A 16,503-nucleotide genomic window follows, 5' to 3' on the forward strand; every position below is an offset into this window, starting at 1 on the left:
CAATCAGCCTATGAGCTTCCACCCACTCAGCAGTGAGCCGGCGACAGCCTCGTCCCCCCTGCCCAAGCGCGCCGATATCCGGCCTCGCGACGTGGAAGCTTGCTACGCGCACCTGGTTGACGTGCTCGACGGTGAGGTTGATCGTACGACAGGCACCCGCGCGCGCTATTCCACAGACGCCGGCAACTATCGCGTTCCGCCGCAGTTCGTTGTCTTCCCTCGTTCAACCGAGGACGTCCTGGCCGTGTGCGAGGCGTCGCGACGCTTCTCCATTCCGTTGACCAACCGTGGGGGTGGCACGTCATGTGCTGGCAATGCGTGTGGACCGGGCATCGTCATTGACTTTTCGCGCCACCTGAACCGAGTGCTGTCGATCGATCCGCAGGCGCGCACGGCCGTGGTGGAGCCGGGCTGCGTGGAATCCACCCTGCAGGAAGCTGCCCGCAAGTACGGACTGCGTTTCGGTCCGGATCCGTCCAGCCAGAACCGGGCAACGATCGGCGGCATGGTGGGCAACAATGCGTGCGGGCCTCACGCAACCGCCTGGGGACGCACGTCAGACAACATCGTCTCCCTCGACGTCATCGATGGACGAGGCAGACGCTTCACCGCTTCCACCAGCCACTCTGACCTCTCACAGGTGCCTGGACTGGACACGCTGATTGATTCCAATCTGGCGCTCATCCGCACGGAACTGGGGCGTTTCGGCAGGCAGGTGTCGGGTTATTCGCTTGAGCATCTGACCCCTGAGAAGCATCGCAATCTGGCGGCGATGCTGGTGGGCACCGAGGGGACGCTGACCACAATCGTGTCGATCACCGTCAAGTTGGTGGAGATTCCGCGAGCGCCCGTGCTGGTGGCGTTAGGGTATCCGGACATGATTGCTGCAGCTGACGATGTACCCACAATTTTGCGCTGTGAGCCGCTGGCTGTCGAAGGGATGGATTCGCGCCTGGTGGACGTGGTACGAGCTCACCGCGGACCCGGAGCCGTGCCGGCGCTTCCCAAGGGTGACGGGTGGCTGATGTGCGAGGTGTCGGCCGGAAGCGAAGAGGAATCGCTGGCACAGGCTCGCAGACTTGCGGCCGCATCTCATGCGGTCGATGCGGCGGTCTACCCTCCGGGGGATGATGCCACGCGACTGTGGCGCATCCGCGCTGATGGTGCGGGATTGGGTGGGCGCACTCCCCCATCTGAAACGTCAGCGACCGGTGAACAGGCATGGCCCGGTTTTGAAGATGCCGCGGTGCCACCGGACCGCCTCGGAGCCTACTTGCGTGATTTCACGGCGCTGATGGATGAGTATGACATTGACGGGCTGCTGTACGGGCATTTCGGAGATGGCTGCGTGCATGTGCGTCTGAACATGCCACTCGAGACCGGGGCTGGGGTGGCGCATTCGAGGCGTTTCCTGGAGGAGGCGGCTCAGGTGTGCGCCAGGCATGGCGGTTCAGTTTCCGGTGAACACGGGGATGGGCGTGCACGCACGGAACTGCTGCGCTTCATGTACTCCCCGGAACTGATTGACCTGTTCAACAACGTCAAGGCCCTGTTCGACCCCGATGACCTGCTCAATCCCGGTGTTTTGGCCTCACCGACCAACCAGATCGACAAGCTCGATGATTTCCTGCGGCGCCCTCGTGCACGCTCGTTGCCAGCGGCGGGAGGCTTCGCCTTCGGGGAAGACCACGGTGATTTCACTCAGGCGGTCCATCGCTGCACAGGTGTGGGCAAGTGTCGCGCGACGATTGACGGCACGTTTATGTGCCCGTCGTGGAAGGCGTCGCATCTGGAAAAGGACGTGACCCGAGGGCGGGCGCGCACACTCCAGGACGCTGCCAATGGGCAACTGATCCAGTCAATCACCTCACCGGAGGTGCTCGAAGCGCTCGACCTGTGTCTGTCATGTAAGGCCTGTTCGTCGGATTGCCCGGCAGGTGTGGACATGGCCAGGTACCGCTCTGAGGTGTTCTTCCGTAAGTACCGTGGGCGCCTGCGTCCGCTGTCCCACTATGCGCTGGGCCGCCTGCCCCTGTGGACGGGCCTGAGCGCCCGCATTCCGGGTGCATCCGCCCTGACCAACGCAGTGATGGGAGTAGATGCGATTCGCCGGGCTGCATTCGCACTGCTGGGTATGGATGCGCGTAGACCGATGCCCGCTCTTCAGTCCGGAACCTTCCAGCGATGGGCCAGGCGGCGGCACCTGGTTGCAGATGCGCCTCCGTCAGCAGTGCCGTCGAGTGCCGAGCGGCTTGCTGAGACAGCATCGCCTGCTTCCTCGTCCGCTTCTGAAGCCCGACGCTTCGCAGTGGTGTGGGCCGATTCGTTTTCACAGACGCTTGACGACCGGGGCGCGCGTGCAACGGTTGCGGTGTTGCGTCAGAACGGTTTCGAGGTGATTATTCCTCCCCATGCGTGCTGCGGCCTGACGTGGATTACGACGGGGCAGCTGACTGGGGCGAAGAAGAAACTGACGGCTTTGCTGGACGTTCTGGCACCGTTCGCTGTAGCTGGGATTCCAATCGTAGGCGTGGAGCCGTCATGTACGGCAGTCCTGCGTGATGATCTGCTGGATCTGCTGCCAGATGACCGGCGCTCAGTTCCCGTGTCGCGCGCTGTGCATACTCTGGCTGAAGTGCTGGCCACTGTTCCGAAGGAGGAGCGTGTTCTGCCTGATTTACATGGCACGACAATTGTGGCGCAGCCGCACTGCCACCACCATTCGGTGATGACGTGGAGCGCAGATCGGGCGCTGCTGGATTCACTGGGTGCCACCGTTGTCCAGCTGGATGGCTGTTGCGGTCTGGCCGGTAATTTCGGCATGGAAAAGGGGCACTACGATATGTCGGTCGAGGTGGCGCGCACCTCACTGCTCCCTGCCCTCAATGCGTATCCAGATGCCGTGTATCTGGCGGATGGTTTCTCGTGCCGCACTCAGGCTCAGCAGCTCGCTGACCGAGGCGGCATGCATCTGGCAAGCTTGCTGGCATCGCAGATCTAAAACCGCCTTGCGCCTCGCCACTCAGCGTCACGTTAACTGAACCAATCAGCACATGTGCCGTCCTGCCACCACACCCATTGACATGCCGAACATCGATAAATTATTATCGTTTATCGATAACCATGTGATGTTTGAAGGAGGCACACTCATGAAACCGCATACCATCATTGCCCGCGTGGTTCTGGTGATCTTCGGCCTCGGCATTGTCTTAAGTTGGCTGCTGCTCTGGTCAGAAAGCGACTACAGCGCCGCCGCCTGGCCGGAAATGGCACACCTGCAGTACCCGATCCTCGTCGGCTCCATCATCGCCACGCTTCCATTCCTCGCCATCCTGATCATCGCCTACCAGTTCCTATTGCTCGTTGAGCGCCGCACAGTCTTCACGCACCGGGCATTAACGCTGATTGGCCGCGCGCAGTGGGTGTGCATCGCCGCCACGATCTACTACGTGAGCGCGACCATCTGGTTCATGTGCGTCAGTCCGCTCCAGCACATCTCGATCCTTCTGATGGCGATCTTCATGGTGACGCTCAGCGCAGGCGGCACTGTTTTCTTCCTGGTCACCGGACACATTTTCCGCGCTGCGATTGCTGCGTGGGATGAGAATCAGCTGACGGTGTAGCCATGAGTATTCACGTCACACTGGACCGCATCTTGCTGGAACGCCGCATGACGCTCACTGACCTGTCGAAGCGCATCGGCATCACATTGGCGAACCTGTCGAACCTGAAAACCGGCAAGGCCCGCGCCATCCGCTTTTCCACTCTGAACGCACTGTGCGAGGCGCTCGACTGTCAGGTGGGTGACGTGCTCGAATTCTGCCCCGACACACCCGCCCCACCATCAGATTCCGACAATTCCTGACGCGGATGCCAGATCTGCGCGGGCCTGGCATCGACGCGAATCCCGCCTGCCATCACTCCCTGCTCGCCGCCGACAATGATTGACGAGGGCGACGCTGCCACATCACCATCTGCTGTGTGTGGCAGGACAACCGCCTGCCGTCCGCCGATGAGCATGCCGGTGGACAGCGCTTCAGCCGTCATGCCGTCTGCGCAGATCACCGTTGCCGAACGGGCAAGGATCCGGGCGGGCATGCCGCTGCGCGGGTCGATGACATGGTTGAAACGCTGCGCATGGTCGGGCGCCACGTCCACGAGTGCTCCTAGGTTGTCACCCGAAGTGGACAGTGACATGCGGTCAGGCAGTTCCACGTACCCAAGCCACGATGATTCACTGCTGCGCGGGTCGCGTATCCCCACGCGCCACGGTGTGCCGTCGGAGCGCCTTCCCAGGGCGGCAATGGAGGATGTTCCGATCGACACGAGCGCGGCACGGGCACCAAGTCGGGCACACAGATCCCGAGCCTGATCAGCACTGGCACCTTTCGCAATCGCGCCCAGGTCAATGCGTGCGCCGCCCTTCAGGCGTGCCCGCGATGCCGCCGGGTCAACGTCAAGCATCCCCGGTGAGCACAGTGGCAACATCTCGGCCAGCGCGTCGCTGCCCGGAGTGGTTGCGCTCTCCGTGCTCGTGGCAGCACCTGCGCCGGCGACAAGAGCTGCCAGCGCACCTGCCGGGTCCCACAGCTGACGCACCGGCTCAATCAGCGGGTTGAAACAGCCTGACGTGACGTCGATCAGGTCCTTGACGCGTGCCAGTAATGCGCACGTCGCCGGATCCACATCCACCCACTGTCCGCACGCAGTGTTCAACCGTGTCACATCGGAGTGCGCCGAAAAACGCGACCAGAGCCGCTCATGGCGTGCAACAAGTTCGCAGACAGCTTCCGTCATCTGCCTGGCGGAGCCGCCCTCGACAATGAGATCGACGCGCGTGCCCATCGCGGGAAAGGACATGCGCCACGATGAGTCGCGCAGATCAACAAGCAGCTCGGGGCCGGGTGAATCAGTTGGAGAACTCGTCGAGCTGGTCATCGTCGCTGAAGTCCAGGCCCGGCACGTCGATCTGGTCGGCCGCATCCTCCCCGGACTGGGTTTCCACTCCCTGAGCGGTCTGGATGGCTCGGATCGCCGCCTGCATGAACTGACTGTGCGCAACAGTGGCGCCTGAAATGACATCAACTTCGTTGGGGTCGTTCGTGGCCGTCAGCTCGTCGGAATACTTGTTGAACGCCTCCACCGCTTTCTGGGCGCGCTTATAGTAATCCTTGTTGCCCACTTCACCGGCGCTGGTCGTCCCGTAGTTCTGGTCCTTGAGCTCGCCGTCCTTCATGCGGGTTTCATAAGAGGTGGAGGTGATCTTGCCCCCTTCCACCGTGATATGAACAGTGCCGATGGCTCCCTGTTCGTCAGGATTGGATTCCCCGGTGTACTCTCCGTCATTCATGGGAAGTGACATGTCCACCGGTGGGATCGACGGGCCGCACGCGCTCAGAATCATCATGCCGAGCCCACCGAGCGACCCCATGGTGACAAGTCGTGAAAACTGTGAAGACGTCATGTTAGTCATCTGCGATTCATCTCATTGCTGACAGTGTTCGGGCGCCTCAGGACGCATCGTCACGAGGTTCAGGGGTTGGAACCTTTTCTTTCACGTCGCGACCCGTTGCCAGGTTCCCCGACGCCGCGCCTGCAGCTTCCGCATTGTCCCGGTCGTGGTCGTGCCACGTTTCCCTGGCGACTTTACCGTGATCCAGGCGGATTTCCCGCTGGCCACACGAAGCGACGAGGGCGTCGTGAGTCACCACGATCAGCGTGGTTCCATCGGCATGAAGCTGACGGAAAATATCCAGCACGATCTGTTCATTGTGCTCATCGAGGTTACCGGTCGGCTCATCAGCCAGCACCAGTTTCGGGTAGTTGATCAGGGCCCTGGCCACGCACACGCGCTGCTGCTCGCCGCCGGACAGCTGTCGCGGCAGGTGGGTGGCGCGATCGGCCAGTCCCACCCGGTCCAGTGCCGCCAGCGCTTCCTTTTCGTTGGGCACCGAGTGGTAGTACTGGGCGACCATGACATTTTCGAGGGCGGTCAGGTGCGGAATCAGGTGGAACTGCTGGAAAATCAGGCCGATGGTCTGGCAGCGCACGGTCGTCAGTTCGGAGGCGGTCAGCTCGGAAATGTCGCGCCCGTCGAGCGTCACGGTGCCTTTGGTGGGGCGGTCCATGCATCCCACGATGTTCATCATCGTGGTCTTGCCTGACCCGGACGGGCCCACAATCGACAGCCACTGCCCTGTCGGCACGCTCAGCGACACGTCATCCAGTGCGTGCAGGTCGCCGTAGATTTTCGAGACGTGCTCAAGTCTGAGCAGGTCGTCCTTCACCTGTGATGTCATTGTTTCTCCTTATTCTCCGCGCAGCACCAGTGCAGGGTCAACGTCGAGGGCGCGACGCACTGGAATCAGACATGCCAGCGTCGCGATGATCACTGATGCGAGCACAGTAACCACTCCCATCAGCGGGTGGAATGCGATTGTCCGGTGGAAGACGTTCAGACAGATCACGATCGCCAGAAGGTAGCCGAGCACCGCGCCGATCGCACCGCCCAGAATGCCGAGCATGACGCCTTCACCAAGAAATTCACGCACGATTGATTTCGAGTGAGCTCCCAGAGCTTTGCGCAGGCCGATTTCATTGCGTCGTTCCGCAACCACAGCCATCATCGTGGTGGACACGCCGATCATCGTCAAAGCCAGCACGATGATCGTGATCATTCCCATCAGCGAGCGCAGCATCGTCAGGACGCCCTCGTCAGAATGGGTCAGTCGAGTCACTGTCGAGGCCTTCACGCCGTCGACTGCGTCATTGATCTGCTTGGCGAGGGCGGAGACGGCTTCCGCCTGCCCGGCAACCGAATATTCAGATACGCCGTAGCTTGTGTCCTTGCCGGTCAGCTGCGACATGTCGGCGGTGCTCATGAACAGGAAGCCGTCTTCTGATCCACCTGTTTCAAGGATTCCGGACACTGTCAGTGAGATGTCGCGTGTGTCGACCGGATCGGGCGCCTGCCCCTTGCCGTTGCCTGGGGCGACCGGAGCGGTCGGCTTGTTCTGCGTCAGCTGTTCGATCGCGTCCTTCTTTGTGGTCGGCGCACCGGACTGAGCGCTTTGCGGCTGGTCTCCAACGTAGATTCCGTCCACGTTCTTCGACGGGTCGTATCCGGGCATCTCGCTGTTCTTCATGATCGTGCCGTCGGGCATCATGTGGGAGCCTTCGGGGATCTCAGGGGCCCCGCTCATCGCTGTGGTGCCCGGAGCGGTCGATGCGTCCTGCCTGCCGGACTGGGGGGCAGCCGAGGAGGCGCCTTCGGCGAGCTGCGACACGGTGATCGAGTCGCCCACTTTGGCATCAATGGTGGAGGCGATTTCACGGCCGATGAGCACCTGCCCGCCGGCTGAGGGCCATTCACCTTCGATGTACCAGTACGGGTTGATTGCCTTGACAGCATCAATGTCGGTTCCTGCCGCCACGTACGGCTGGTCGTTGATGGACACCGGCTGGTAGTCGAAAGCAGCTGAGCCAACGAGCGTTGAACCCGACGATTTCACCACTTCGTCGATACGGTTGATGGTCTGGTCAGTCAGGTTGTCGTTCTTCTCGGAGGGGACGACCACGAGGTTCGCGCCGTACAGGCGCATTTCCTGCGCCATCTGGCTGGGCACGTCAATGGCGATGGCAGCCAGTCCCGACAGGGTCGTGGCGCCGATGGCAACAGCAAGAACTGCGATCAGCACGCGGGATCGACGACGCAGGATCGAGGATGTGACCATGCGCCAGTACATTTTTCTCTTATTCACCGACTATCACCTTCCGTGAAGCACTTCTGCCGGCCGCAGCCCCAGCAGGAAGCGTATGGCAGGAATCGAGCCTGCCAGCACCACGATCGTCACAAGCACTGCAACGATTCCGGCCACTACGGGCGCAACTGCGATGGAGGAGGAAAAGACGGTTCGGCCGATGATCTGGGCGAATCCGATGCCGGCGAAGTATCCGGCGACGCCGCCCACCAGGCCGACGATCGTGATTTCTGCCAGCAGCATGCGCACAACGGCGTTGTCTTTCGCTCCCACTGCTTTGAGCAAGCCGATTTCGGGAGCCCGTTCCATCACGTTGGCGGTCACCAGGTTCGCGATCGCCAGTGCCGATCCGGCCAGTGACAGAACCGTCACCAGCAGCATCAGCATCTGGGTCTTCTCCATGATGATGCCTTCAGATTCTGAGACCTGACGCACCGGCCGCGCCACGGCATCTGTCATGGCTTCTTCGATCTGGTAGGCAATGGAGGACACGTAGGCGGTGCAGTACCAGGTTTCCCTCTCAGTCAGCGACAGGGATGCAGGGTTCTTGGCGGCTTTTCGTGCCAGGTCGTTGTCAGGGGTGGTCAGAGCCGACACTTCAACAGATCCGACGGCGCCGGGCTTGTCCAGGAATGTCTGAGCCAGATGCAGGGGCGCGTAAATCTGGGAGTCTTCATCTCCATCTGAGGTGAAGATACCGGAAATGGTGACGTCCTGGCTGTGTCCGCGTGCTGACAGCGGGATTGTCTGCCCGACGCTCCATCCTTGAGTCTGCGCCAGTTTCGAGCCGACGATGACGGAGTTGTCGTCTCCGTCCTGGGGCCACGCGCCGTCCATTGTCCACCATCCACGCAGGTTGGTCAGGCCGGTTGTCACCGTGTCGCCTGTGGGGAGTTTGAGATCGTGACTGAACCATGTGCCGGTCAGTTCAATGCTGTCATCGGTGGATGACTGGCCGGTTGTTGTCACCGGTACGGACAGCAGCGGCGAAAAGTCAACGATGTTGTAGGTCCAGAAGATGGTCTTGATGTTGCCGAGCTCGTCTTCCTGAAGGAATGCTTCCTGTTCAACCGGAGTGTCGAACTGATACAGATCCTGGACCACGGCCGCGCCTTTGGGGCGCACCACAATGTTGGCGCCGTAGTTTTTCAGCTCCTGGTTGATCTTGTCGCCCACGTCGAACATGACTGACAGCATGGATGTCGCAACCGACGCGCCGAGCGCGACAGTCAAGGCAATCATGAGGTGGCGGCCACGCTGACGGAACAGTGCTCCTTTGAGCATTCTCAGAAACATGTTGTCACATCCTGACTTCGTTCACCGTGATGTCGAATTATGTGCACGCAATGGGGCGCTGAACAGCAGATCATGCGAAGACGCTCGCTGCAGCTTCAAGTTGGGCGATGGGCACCGACAGCGTGCCGTTCGACACTTCATAGTCAATCGGGATCGGGTTGCATCCACCCTTGAATCCGATCGTGGCGATGTTCATGGCCACTTCGCACAGCTTGCAGATGACTTTGCCGTCTTTTTCGTAATACCCGGTCGGGCCGCAGATCTCGCACGCATCCAGGCCCACCCCGAAGGAGGATCCGGCTTTCTGGATGACGATGAAACGCACTTCAATGCCTGTTGACGTGGTGTAGGCGAATCGGTGCAAATGCCCATCTGAGACTTTATCGAGCTGCACGACTGCCTGGTCACCTGACACTTCAAACGGTTCAGGTTGGGACAGTTCAACGGTTGCCGAACTGATTGCAGCCCCAATAGTCAGCACGGCACCTGCTGCCGCACATGCCAAGAGGGAGCCGGCAGACAGGCGGCGCCACGACTTTGCTTCAGCCAGGCGGAGGCGACGCACAGCAGGGTTCGGACCGTCCTTGGGCAACGATCGCGACCGGATCCACACCAGGATTGAGGCCACTGCGACCAGTGCGGTGGCCACCAGGGTGATGGCATCTTCGTGGTTGATGGTCCACGCGATGGATTCGAAGATCGCGCCGGGCAGGTGAATGATCCGCTTGGCCTGCAGGATGCGGACGATAAGGATCACGTGTGTCAGTGTCAGGATACCGACACCCACTGTTGACATGATCGGTGCCAGCAGGGCACCGCGTTCGCACAGTTTGCGCACACCCACGGCCAGCAGGGCGACCAGGGCGACGCCGATGAGGTATCCGACGATGTTCTTGACGGTGTCGGTGGACACCAGGGACGTGTTGGGAGAGACGAAGGTTCGGATCTGAAGGAGCGCGGTGGGGGCCACCCGGAAGGTCGCCATGGCTGCATATGCTGCAGCAACCCACAGCGCTGCGCGGCGCTGCGTTGAGCTTGCCTCAACGCCTTTTCGAGCACGACCCCGTACCCGCCACACCATCACGAGGGTCACAGCGGCCAGGATGACTGTGGGAATCAGCGCCCAGAACGTGATGTCCTGGCGGTTGATCTGACGCGGAATCAGCAGGTGCACGATGGTCAGTACACCGCCGAGGGCGACTCCCGCAAGCGCACCCCAGATAATGGAGCGGTATCCAGGTTTGCGGCCTTTTTGGCCTCCCCCCATGCTGGGTACTGCCGCGCTGAGAGCACCAAGGGCGAGTGCCAGCAAGAGAGTGGTGGAGACTATTTCAACAATCTGCTGAATCATCAATCAACCTTTCATTGACGCACCAAGCTGGGGCCGGGTGCGCAAGCACCCTGCCCCAGCTCATACGTTTAACAAATGGTGCAGGTCAGGCTCACCATTCGACAGCGGTTGGATCCCACTGGAAGTTCTTGAACGTTGCAACCAGCGGCTCAGTCCAGTAGCGGCCGGTCACACCAGTGGTCTTGTCGACGTGCAGCATCCAGCCGTCCTTTTCAGGAGACTCGATGGTGATTTCAACGTCGTAGGTGCCTGCATCCAGCTTGGGCAGGTTCAGGCCGTAGTGCGGGCCGTCGTTGGCAACCATCGGCATGAAGGCGCCTTCCTGCACGACATCCTTGGTGCCTGCCTTGTACAGCTTGTAGGTCACGGTCAGGCCGGGGATGAAGTCGCCGACGCCGTAGCCCAAGTCGTTTTCACCAGCTGCAATGTCAGCTTCGAGGTGCATGGATGATTCCTCTTTGGGAACACCCATCTGAGGCTCCATGTCAACGGGCTGGAAGTAGACGCCGCCGACCTTCACGCGGTCGTTGTCCAGGTAAATGTCATCGCCGAGCGGGTTTTCCTGGAAGCCTGCGTCTTCACCTGGGGCAGCCGCTGCGTCGCCACCAGCGCTTTCAGCAGCGTCGCCTGCAGCGGACTGAGTGGTGGAGTTGTCAGAGGCGCCGCTCTCATTGGTTGATCCCTGCTGTGAGCAGGCACCGAGCGTACCGGCAACAACGAGTGCAGTCAGAGCAGCACCGACTTGACGTAAACGAATTTTCATTGAACTGTCTCCGTTTTATCTTCAGATGGGGTGGCATTATCGGCTGCAGCCTGCGCCCGATTACGTCGGGAGCCCCAAACGAACAGGCCGATAATGATCAGGAGAACGAGACCTTGAGCAGCCAGGTTCTCGACTCTGGGATAGATTCCCAGAAGATCTATGGTGGGCGCCCCGTTGATTGGTGTCAGCGGGAACGCGTCAGCTTCCTGTAGCTCCTTGATACCGGAGCCGGTGAATGTGATCGCCATGATCGCCAGCAGAATCGATGTGACGATGAAGAATGGTCGCAGCGGGATTCTGACAGCCAGCAGTCGGATCATCAGGTAGACGATGACCAGGCACACAGCGCCTACGCCCAGACCGACCCACACGTAATGCACCTGGTTGCCAGCTTGGGCGATGACAGGAAGGTAGAACAGGATTGTTTCTGCGCCTTCACGGAAAACCGCGAGGAATGCGATGAAGGCCAGTGAGAACAGGGAGCCCTGCGACAAGGAGCGCTCCGTCTTCGACTTGATGAACCGATCCCAGGCCGCCTGGCTTGACTTGCCGATCATCCAGTTGGACACCCAGATGAGCATGGCCACAGCCAGCAGTGCTGTGAGGCCTTCGATGAGTTCTTGGTTATGTCCGGCAAGTGCCGTGATGTTGCTCAGCAGCACAGCCAGCACAATGGAGCACACGATGGCGACTCCGGTGCCGGCCCACACGACTTTGGTCTTGTCACCGTGGCCCGCTTTGATCAGGTAGGCGATGACAGCGCCGACAACAAGGATTGCCTCGAAGCCTTCACGCAAGATGATGAGGAAGGCGGGCAGGAATGCGGACAGCCACGGGCTGCTTTCGGTCGCACCTGTTCCTTCGTACCCATCGAGGGTGTTGGCATCTTCACGAATGTAGTTCTTCAGCGTGGTGGCGTGCTGGTCGACAACGTCAGCATTGCCATCGTTCATCGCCTTTTTCAGCAGCGAGAATTCCATCTCCACTGTCGACACGCGAGTGCCGGAGATACGCGCCATGACCTGCTTTTCAAATCCGAGAGTTTCGTATCGCTGGTAGTACGCCACGTTCACGGTGTCCTTGCCAGCTTCAATGTCACCGTTCTTGAAGTGGTCCACGGCCTCATCGAGGATGCCGTTCATTTCCTTGGCGACCTGGCCCCACGGTCCGGGGCTGTATGACTCGCCATCGGCTGAGCCGCCGTCAAGGGTTGCCGCGTCTTCAACCAGCATGGTCTTGAGGGTGTCGGCGTGCTGAGTCACTCCCGCATCGTCACCGTCACCCATGGCTTTCTTCAGCAGCGAGAATTCCATCTCCACTGTCGACACGCGTGCACCGGAGATACGCGCCATGACCTGCTTTTCAAAGCCAAGCGTCTCATAGCGCTGGTAGTACGCCACATTGACGGTGTCTTTACCGCCTTTTGCGTCGCCTCCCTGGTATTTCTCCACTGCGTCGTCCAGAATCGAGCCCATCTCTTTGGCCACGGAGCTCCATGAGTCGTGTGCCGGTTGTTCTGCTGAGATGAGTGTGGATGCTGGGGCTGGTTGCGCATGAGCGGGCAGTGCCAGCATTGCCATAAGGATTGCCATTAACGCTACGACGCATGCCACACCGACTAGGCGCTGTGGCTCAATGCGATGCTCGAGTCGAGCTGTGCTCACGATGTGAGCCTCCCTTATTTCGTAAGTTAAGCTTCCGACCGCTGGCGACAAGACCAATCGACGTGCCTGACTTTTCTTCTTTGCTGCTCAACGCAGTATAACTTAGGTGCCACTAACTTTACTAGCATCGTACTCAGTCTCATTGGTTCCGTTTTGGCAACAGAACAGCCATTTTTGCGACACTTCAGGATTTTTTGTCTTTTCGTCACACCGGCATGACTTCGCTCACCATTGAGCAGTCGAGGCACATCGACGAGGGCGCCCGCTGGCCCCGCCCCCGATCATGTCACTCCAGGACAAGGAGCGCACCATGCCCTGGATTCAGCCTTCACACGTGCACAACTCATTAAATCTTCTGCGCCCACATACACGACTTACTTAATCCTCTGCATACACATGCACAACTCACTAAAAAGTCTCCAATTTTTGCACAATCCCCTTGATCAACAGTGGATAGGGACGCCCTCGACAATCCAAATATCCCGTGACCTGCGTGTTTGAAAATCGGCCGAAATGGCGGGGCGTTAAATTTAGTGAGTCGTGCATCTGGGGCGGTTAGTTTTAGTAAGTCGTGCACCCCGGCGGCCCGCCACACCGCCACGCGAAAACGCGAAGGGCTGTACCCGGCAGTGATACCAGGTACAGCCCTTGCAGCTGATGCATCGACAGACAGCTCACCGACGCGGCCGACGCGGCCGGCGTGACGGCGCTGCCTGAACAGGTGCGGCGCGGATCAGTCCTCTTCGGAGGCCACCGCGGCGCGGCCTGCTTCCAGACGTGCCACCGGCACGCGGAACGGGGAGCACGACACGTAGTTCAAGCCCACTTTCGAGAAGAAGTGGATGGAGGCCGGGTCGCCGCCATGCTCGCCACACACGCCGAGCTTGATTTCCGGCTTGGTGGAACGGGCACGCTCAACGCCTTCACGCACCAGGGCACCCACACCGTGCTGGTCGATTGTCTCGAACGGAGAGACGCCGAAGATGCCGGCATCGATGTACTCGGGGAAGAACACGCCTTCCACGTCATCGCGCGAGAAGCCCCAGGCGGTCTGGGTCAGGTCGTTCGTGCCGAATGAGAAGAAGTCGGCTGCGTGTGCCAGATCCTCAGCGGTCATGGCTGCGCGAGGCAGCTCAATCATGGCGCCGATTGTCACACCCGACAGGTCAACGTTCTTGTCCTTGGACACCGCTGCGATAATCTCTTCAGCCGATTCGCGGATCAGCTGAAGTTCACGCTCGGATGCGACCAGCGGAACCATGACCTCCGGATGCGGGTGCAGCCCGCGTGCAACAAGTTCGGCGGCAGCTTCGCACAGTGCGCGGATCTGCAATTCGAACAGGCCTGGCAGGTAAATGCCCAGGCGGACGCCACGCAGACCCAGCATCGGGTTGTCCTCATGCATACGGCGCACGGTGGCCAGCATCTTCTCATCAGCTGGATCAACCGTCTCGCCCTTGGCCTTGGCCACGGCAAACTTGATTTCCATGCTGGTCAAATCCGGCAGGAACTCATGCAGCGGCGGGTCAATCAGACGCACCGTCATCGACTTGTCATCCATAACCTCGAGCATCTCGAGGAAGTCCTGCTTCTGCAGTTTCTCCAGCTCATCGAACGCATCCTGACGATCCTTCGATCCGGCTTCAGACAGGATGGCGCGCTCAACCAGCGGGCGACGATCACCCAGGAACATATGCTCGGTGCGGCACAGGCCGATACCTTCCGCTCCGAACTCGAGCGCGCGACGTGAGTCTTCAGGAGTATCCGCATTGGCGCGCACATGCAGGCGACGTACCTCGTCAGCGTGCACCAGAATTCGGTCAACAGCTGCAATCAGCTCACGCATATCCGCATCATCGCCAGCAACCTCCAGGCCCGCCTCCAGTCCGTGCGACAGATAGGTCGTCACAGGTGAATCCGAAACCGGAACGTCACCAAGGAAAATTTCACCGGTGGATCCGTCGATGCCGATCGTGTCTTCAGAGGTGAGAACATGACCATCCACCTTGACGGTTCCGGCGGCGGCATCAATATCCAGCGCGTCAGCGCCCACCACAGCGGTCTTGCCCATGCCACGTGCCACAACAGCTGCGTGAGAGGTCTTGCCACCACGGGCGGTCAGGACACCCTCGGCAGCAACCATACCGGGAAGGTCATCAGGGTTCGTCTCACGACGAACCAGCACACACTTCACTCCATCGCGGGCCGCAGCTTCAGCCTGAGCGTTGTCAAAGACAATCTTTCCGACTGCCGCACCGGGAGATGCAGGCATGCCGCGGGCGATCAGTTCCTTCTGTGCGCTCGCATCAAACTGCGGGAACATCAACTGAGTGAGCTGGTCACCGGTAACGCGGCCGAGGGCTTCGTCGCGGGTAATCATCTTCTCGTCAACCAGCTGGGTGGCAACACGGAAGGCGGCGGCGGCAGTGCGCTTGCCAACGCGGGTCTGCAGCATCCACAGCTTGCCGCGCTCGATGGTGAACTCAATGTCACACAGGTCGCGGTAGTGAGTTTCAAGCTTGCGCATGATGGCACGTAGTTCCTGGTACGACTTGGGATCGCGCTCTTCCAGGGCTGACAGCTGCAGAGTGTTACGAATGCCGGCCACGACGTCTTCGCCCTGAGCGTTCGGCAGGTAGTCGCCGTACACGCCTGAGTGTCCCGTGGAAGGGTCGCGGGTGAAGCACACGCCCGTACCGGAGGTGTCACCCATGTTGCCGAACACCATGGTGCAGATGTTGACGGCGGTGCCCAGATCATCCGGAATGCGCTCGCGACGACGGTAGATGCGTGCACGCTCCGTGTTCCATGAACGGAAAACAGCCTCGGTGGCCATGTCCATCTGAGTGCGAGGGTCCTGTGGGAAGTCTTCGCCGGTTTCGTCACGCACGATCTTCTTGAATGTGTCAACCAGCGTGCGCATGTCCTCTGCGGTCAGGTCAACGTCGGCCTCAACGCCGCGTTCCTTCTTCAGCGAATCCAACGCGTCGGAGAACAGATCACCATCGATGTCCAGCACCGTCTTGCCGAACATCTGGATCAGGCGGCGGTAGGAGTCCCATGCGAAACGCTCTGATCCGGAAACTTTCGTCAGGCCTTCGACTGATTCATCGTTCAAGCCAATGTTCAGTACTGTTTCCATCATGCCGGGCATGGAGAATTTCGCGCCTGACCGGACCGAGACGAGCAGCGGGTCATCGCCTGCTCCGAGTTGGCGGCCCATGGTGTCTTCAACGCTGCGCAGCGCTGCGGTCACCTCGGTCTCGAGGGTGTCTGGCACGCTTCCATCTTTCAGGTAAGCCCGGCAGGCTTCGGTGGAAATCGTGAATCCAGGCGGAACAGGCAAACCCAGTCGCGTCATTTCAGCGAGGTTTGCGCCCTTACCCCCGAGCAAGTCCTTCATGGACTTGTTGCCCTCGGAGAAATCGTAAACATACTTGACCATCGAGGTCCTCATCTCTCGTTTCTCTCGTGACGCACCCGTCCTCGGGCGCCTTCGTGCCAACTCTACCAAAACTGGGACCTTGGTCACCGCGCGCAGGCCTTGAAAGCGCTGAAAGCTTCCACAATTCGCCAGAAGAATAATTCCGTCCGCTCACCGCCTCGCCCACCGGCTCCTCATTGGCGAGGGCGACCGCGCATCTGCGAAGGGGCTGCCAGGGCGAAAGT

Annotated in this window: 12 protein-coding genes; 3 read left to right on the top strand and 9 right to left on the bottom strand. The window is 60.2% G+C overall.

The window, feature by feature from the left end:
* Positions 1-10 precede the first annotated feature (10 nt).
* From AC1DA5_RS07265 to AC1DA5_RS07275, 3 genes are all read left to right on the top strand, one after another.
* A complete protein-coding gene (locus AC1DA5_RS07265; protein WP_092648216.1) occupies positions 11-3,001 on the top strand; it encodes an FAD-binding and (Fe-S)-binding domain-containing protein in 2,991 nt (996 codons plus the stop codon).
* Between the two features lie 148 nt (positions 3,002-3,149).
* Positions 3,150-3,623, top strand: coding sequence for a DUF2975 domain-containing protein (locus AC1DA5_RS07270; protein ID WP_157886302.1), 474 nt, complete (start codon positions 3,150-3,152; stop codon positions 3,621-3,623).
* Between the two features lie 2 nt (positions 3,624-3,625).
* Entirely contained in the window at positions 3,626-3,865 is a 240-nt protein-coding gene (locus AC1DA5_RS07275) for a helix-turn-helix domain-containing protein (protein WP_070728209.1), read from the top strand.
* On the opposite strand, the gene AC1DA5_RS07280 is transcribed toward AC1DA5_RS07275, so the two are convergent.
* The 9 genes from AC1DA5_RS07280 to ppdK all read right to left on the bottom strand — a co-directional run bounded on the left by AC1DA5_RS07280 (position 3,796) and on the right by ppdK (position 16,279).
* Entirely contained in the window at positions 3,796-4,938 is a 1,143-nt protein-coding gene (locus AC1DA5_RS07280; RefSeq protein WP_480289729.1) for an FAD:protein FMN transferase, read from the bottom strand. The two genes, AC1DA5_RS07275 and AC1DA5_RS07280, sit on opposite strands and share 70 nt — an antisense overlap.
* Entirely contained in the window at positions 4,910-5,473 is a 564-nt protein-coding gene (locus AC1DA5_RS07285) for an FMN-binding protein (protein ID WP_058237791.1), read from the bottom strand. The genes AC1DA5_RS07280 and AC1DA5_RS07285 overlap by 29 nt, the downstream gene beginning before the upstream one ends.
* A 37-nt stretch (positions 5,474-5,510) precedes the next feature.
* On the bottom strand, positions 5,511-6,299 hold the full coding sequence (locus AC1DA5_RS07290; RefSeq protein ID WP_058237790.1) for an ABC transporter ATP-binding protein: 789 nt from the start codon (positions 6,297-6,299) through the stop codon (positions 5,511-5,513).
* Between the two features lie 9 nt (positions 6,300-6,308).
* Positions 6,309-7,745 (bottom strand): ABC transporter permease, encoded by a 1,437-nt coding sequence (locus AC1DA5_RS07295; protein ID WP_480289764.1) that lies wholly within the window; start codon positions 7,743-7,745, stop codon positions 6,309-6,311.
* 21 nt (positions 7,746-7,766) lie between these two features.
* A complete protein-coding gene (locus AC1DA5_RS07300) occupies positions 7,767-9,056 on the bottom strand; it encodes an ABC transporter permease (RefSeq protein ID WP_082628661.1) in 1,290 nt (429 codons plus the stop codon).
* Positions 9,057-9,126: 70 nt separating this feature from the next.
* Positions 9,127-10,407 carry a Fe-S-containing protein gene (locus tag AC1DA5_RS07305; RefSeq protein ID WP_058237787.1) on the bottom strand — a complete coding sequence of 427 codons (1,281 nt, stop codon included), beginning with the start codon at positions 10,405-10,407 and terminating at the stop codon, positions 9,127-9,129.
* A 91-nt stretch (positions 10,408-10,498) separates the two neighbouring features.
* Positions 10,499-11,170 carry an iron transporter gene (locus tag AC1DA5_RS07310; RefSeq protein ID WP_058237786.1) on the bottom strand — a complete coding sequence of 224 codons (672 nt, stop codon included), beginning with the start codon at positions 11,168-11,170 and terminating at the stop codon, positions 10,499-10,501.
* The gene (locus AC1DA5_RS07315; protein ID WP_480289730.1) at positions 11,167-12,834 is read right to left on the bottom strand and encodes an FTR1 family iron permease; all 1,668 of its coding nucleotides are present in this window, start codon (positions 12,832-12,834) and stop codon (positions 11,167-11,169) included. The genes AC1DA5_RS07310 and AC1DA5_RS07315 overlap by 4 nt, the downstream gene beginning before the upstream one ends.
* Positions 12,835-13,567: 733 nt before the next feature.
* Positions 13,568-16,279, bottom strand: a complete 2,712-nt coding sequence (gene ppdK / locus AC1DA5_RS07320; RefSeq protein ID WP_480289731.1) for a pyruvate, phosphate dikinase — start codon at positions 16,277-16,279, stop codon at positions 13,568-13,570.
* Positions 16,280-16,503 lie beyond the last annotated feature (224 nt).

This window comes from Pauljensenia sp. C0254C2 (assembly GCF_056583835.1).

Excerpts from the sequence above, each read along its gene's own strand:
- AC1DA5_RS07265 (WP_092648216.1), top strand. The coding sequence starts at position 11 with ATGAGCTTCCACCCACTCAGCAGTGAGCCGGCGACAGCCTCGTCCCCC.
- AC1DA5_RS07270 (WP_157886302.1), top strand. The coding sequence starts at position 3,150 with ATGAAACCGCATACCATCATTGCCCGCGTGGTTCTGGTGATCTTCGGC.
- AC1DA5_RS07275 (WP_070728209.1), top strand. The coding sequence starts at position 3,626 with ATGAGTATTCACGTCACACTGGACCGCATCTTGCTGGAACGCCGCATG.
- AC1DA5_RS07280 (WP_480289729.1), bottom strand. The coding sequence starts at position 4,938 with ATGACCAGCTCGACGAGTTCTCCAACTGATTCACCCGGCCCCGAGCTG.
- AC1DA5_RS07285 (WP_058237791.1), bottom strand. The coding sequence starts at position 5,473 with ATGACTAACATGACGTCTTCACAGTTTTCACGACTTGTCACCATGGGG.
- AC1DA5_RS07290 (WP_058237790.1), bottom strand. The coding sequence starts at position 6,299 with ATGACATCACAGGTGAAGGACGACCTGCTCAGACTTGAGCACGTCTCG.
- AC1DA5_RS07295 (WP_480289764.1), bottom strand. The coding sequence starts at position 7,745 with ATGTACTGGCGCATGGTCACATCCTCGATCCTGCGTCGTCGATCCCGC.
- AC1DA5_RS07300 (WP_082628661.1), bottom strand. The coding sequence starts at position 9,056 with ATGTTTCTGAGAATGCTCAAAGGAGCACTGTTCCGTCAGCGTGGCCGC.
- AC1DA5_RS07305 (WP_058237787.1), bottom strand. The coding sequence starts at position 10,407 with ATGATTCAGCAGATTGTTGAAATAGTCTCCACCACTCTCTTGCTGGCA.
- AC1DA5_RS07310 (WP_058237786.1), bottom strand. The coding sequence starts at position 11,170 with ATGAAAATTCGTTTACGTCAAGTCGGTGCTGCTCTGACTGCACTCGTT.
- ppdK (WP_480289731.1), bottom strand. The coding sequence starts at position 16,279 with ATGGTCAAGTATGTTTACGATTTCTCCGAGGGCAACAAGTCCATGAAG.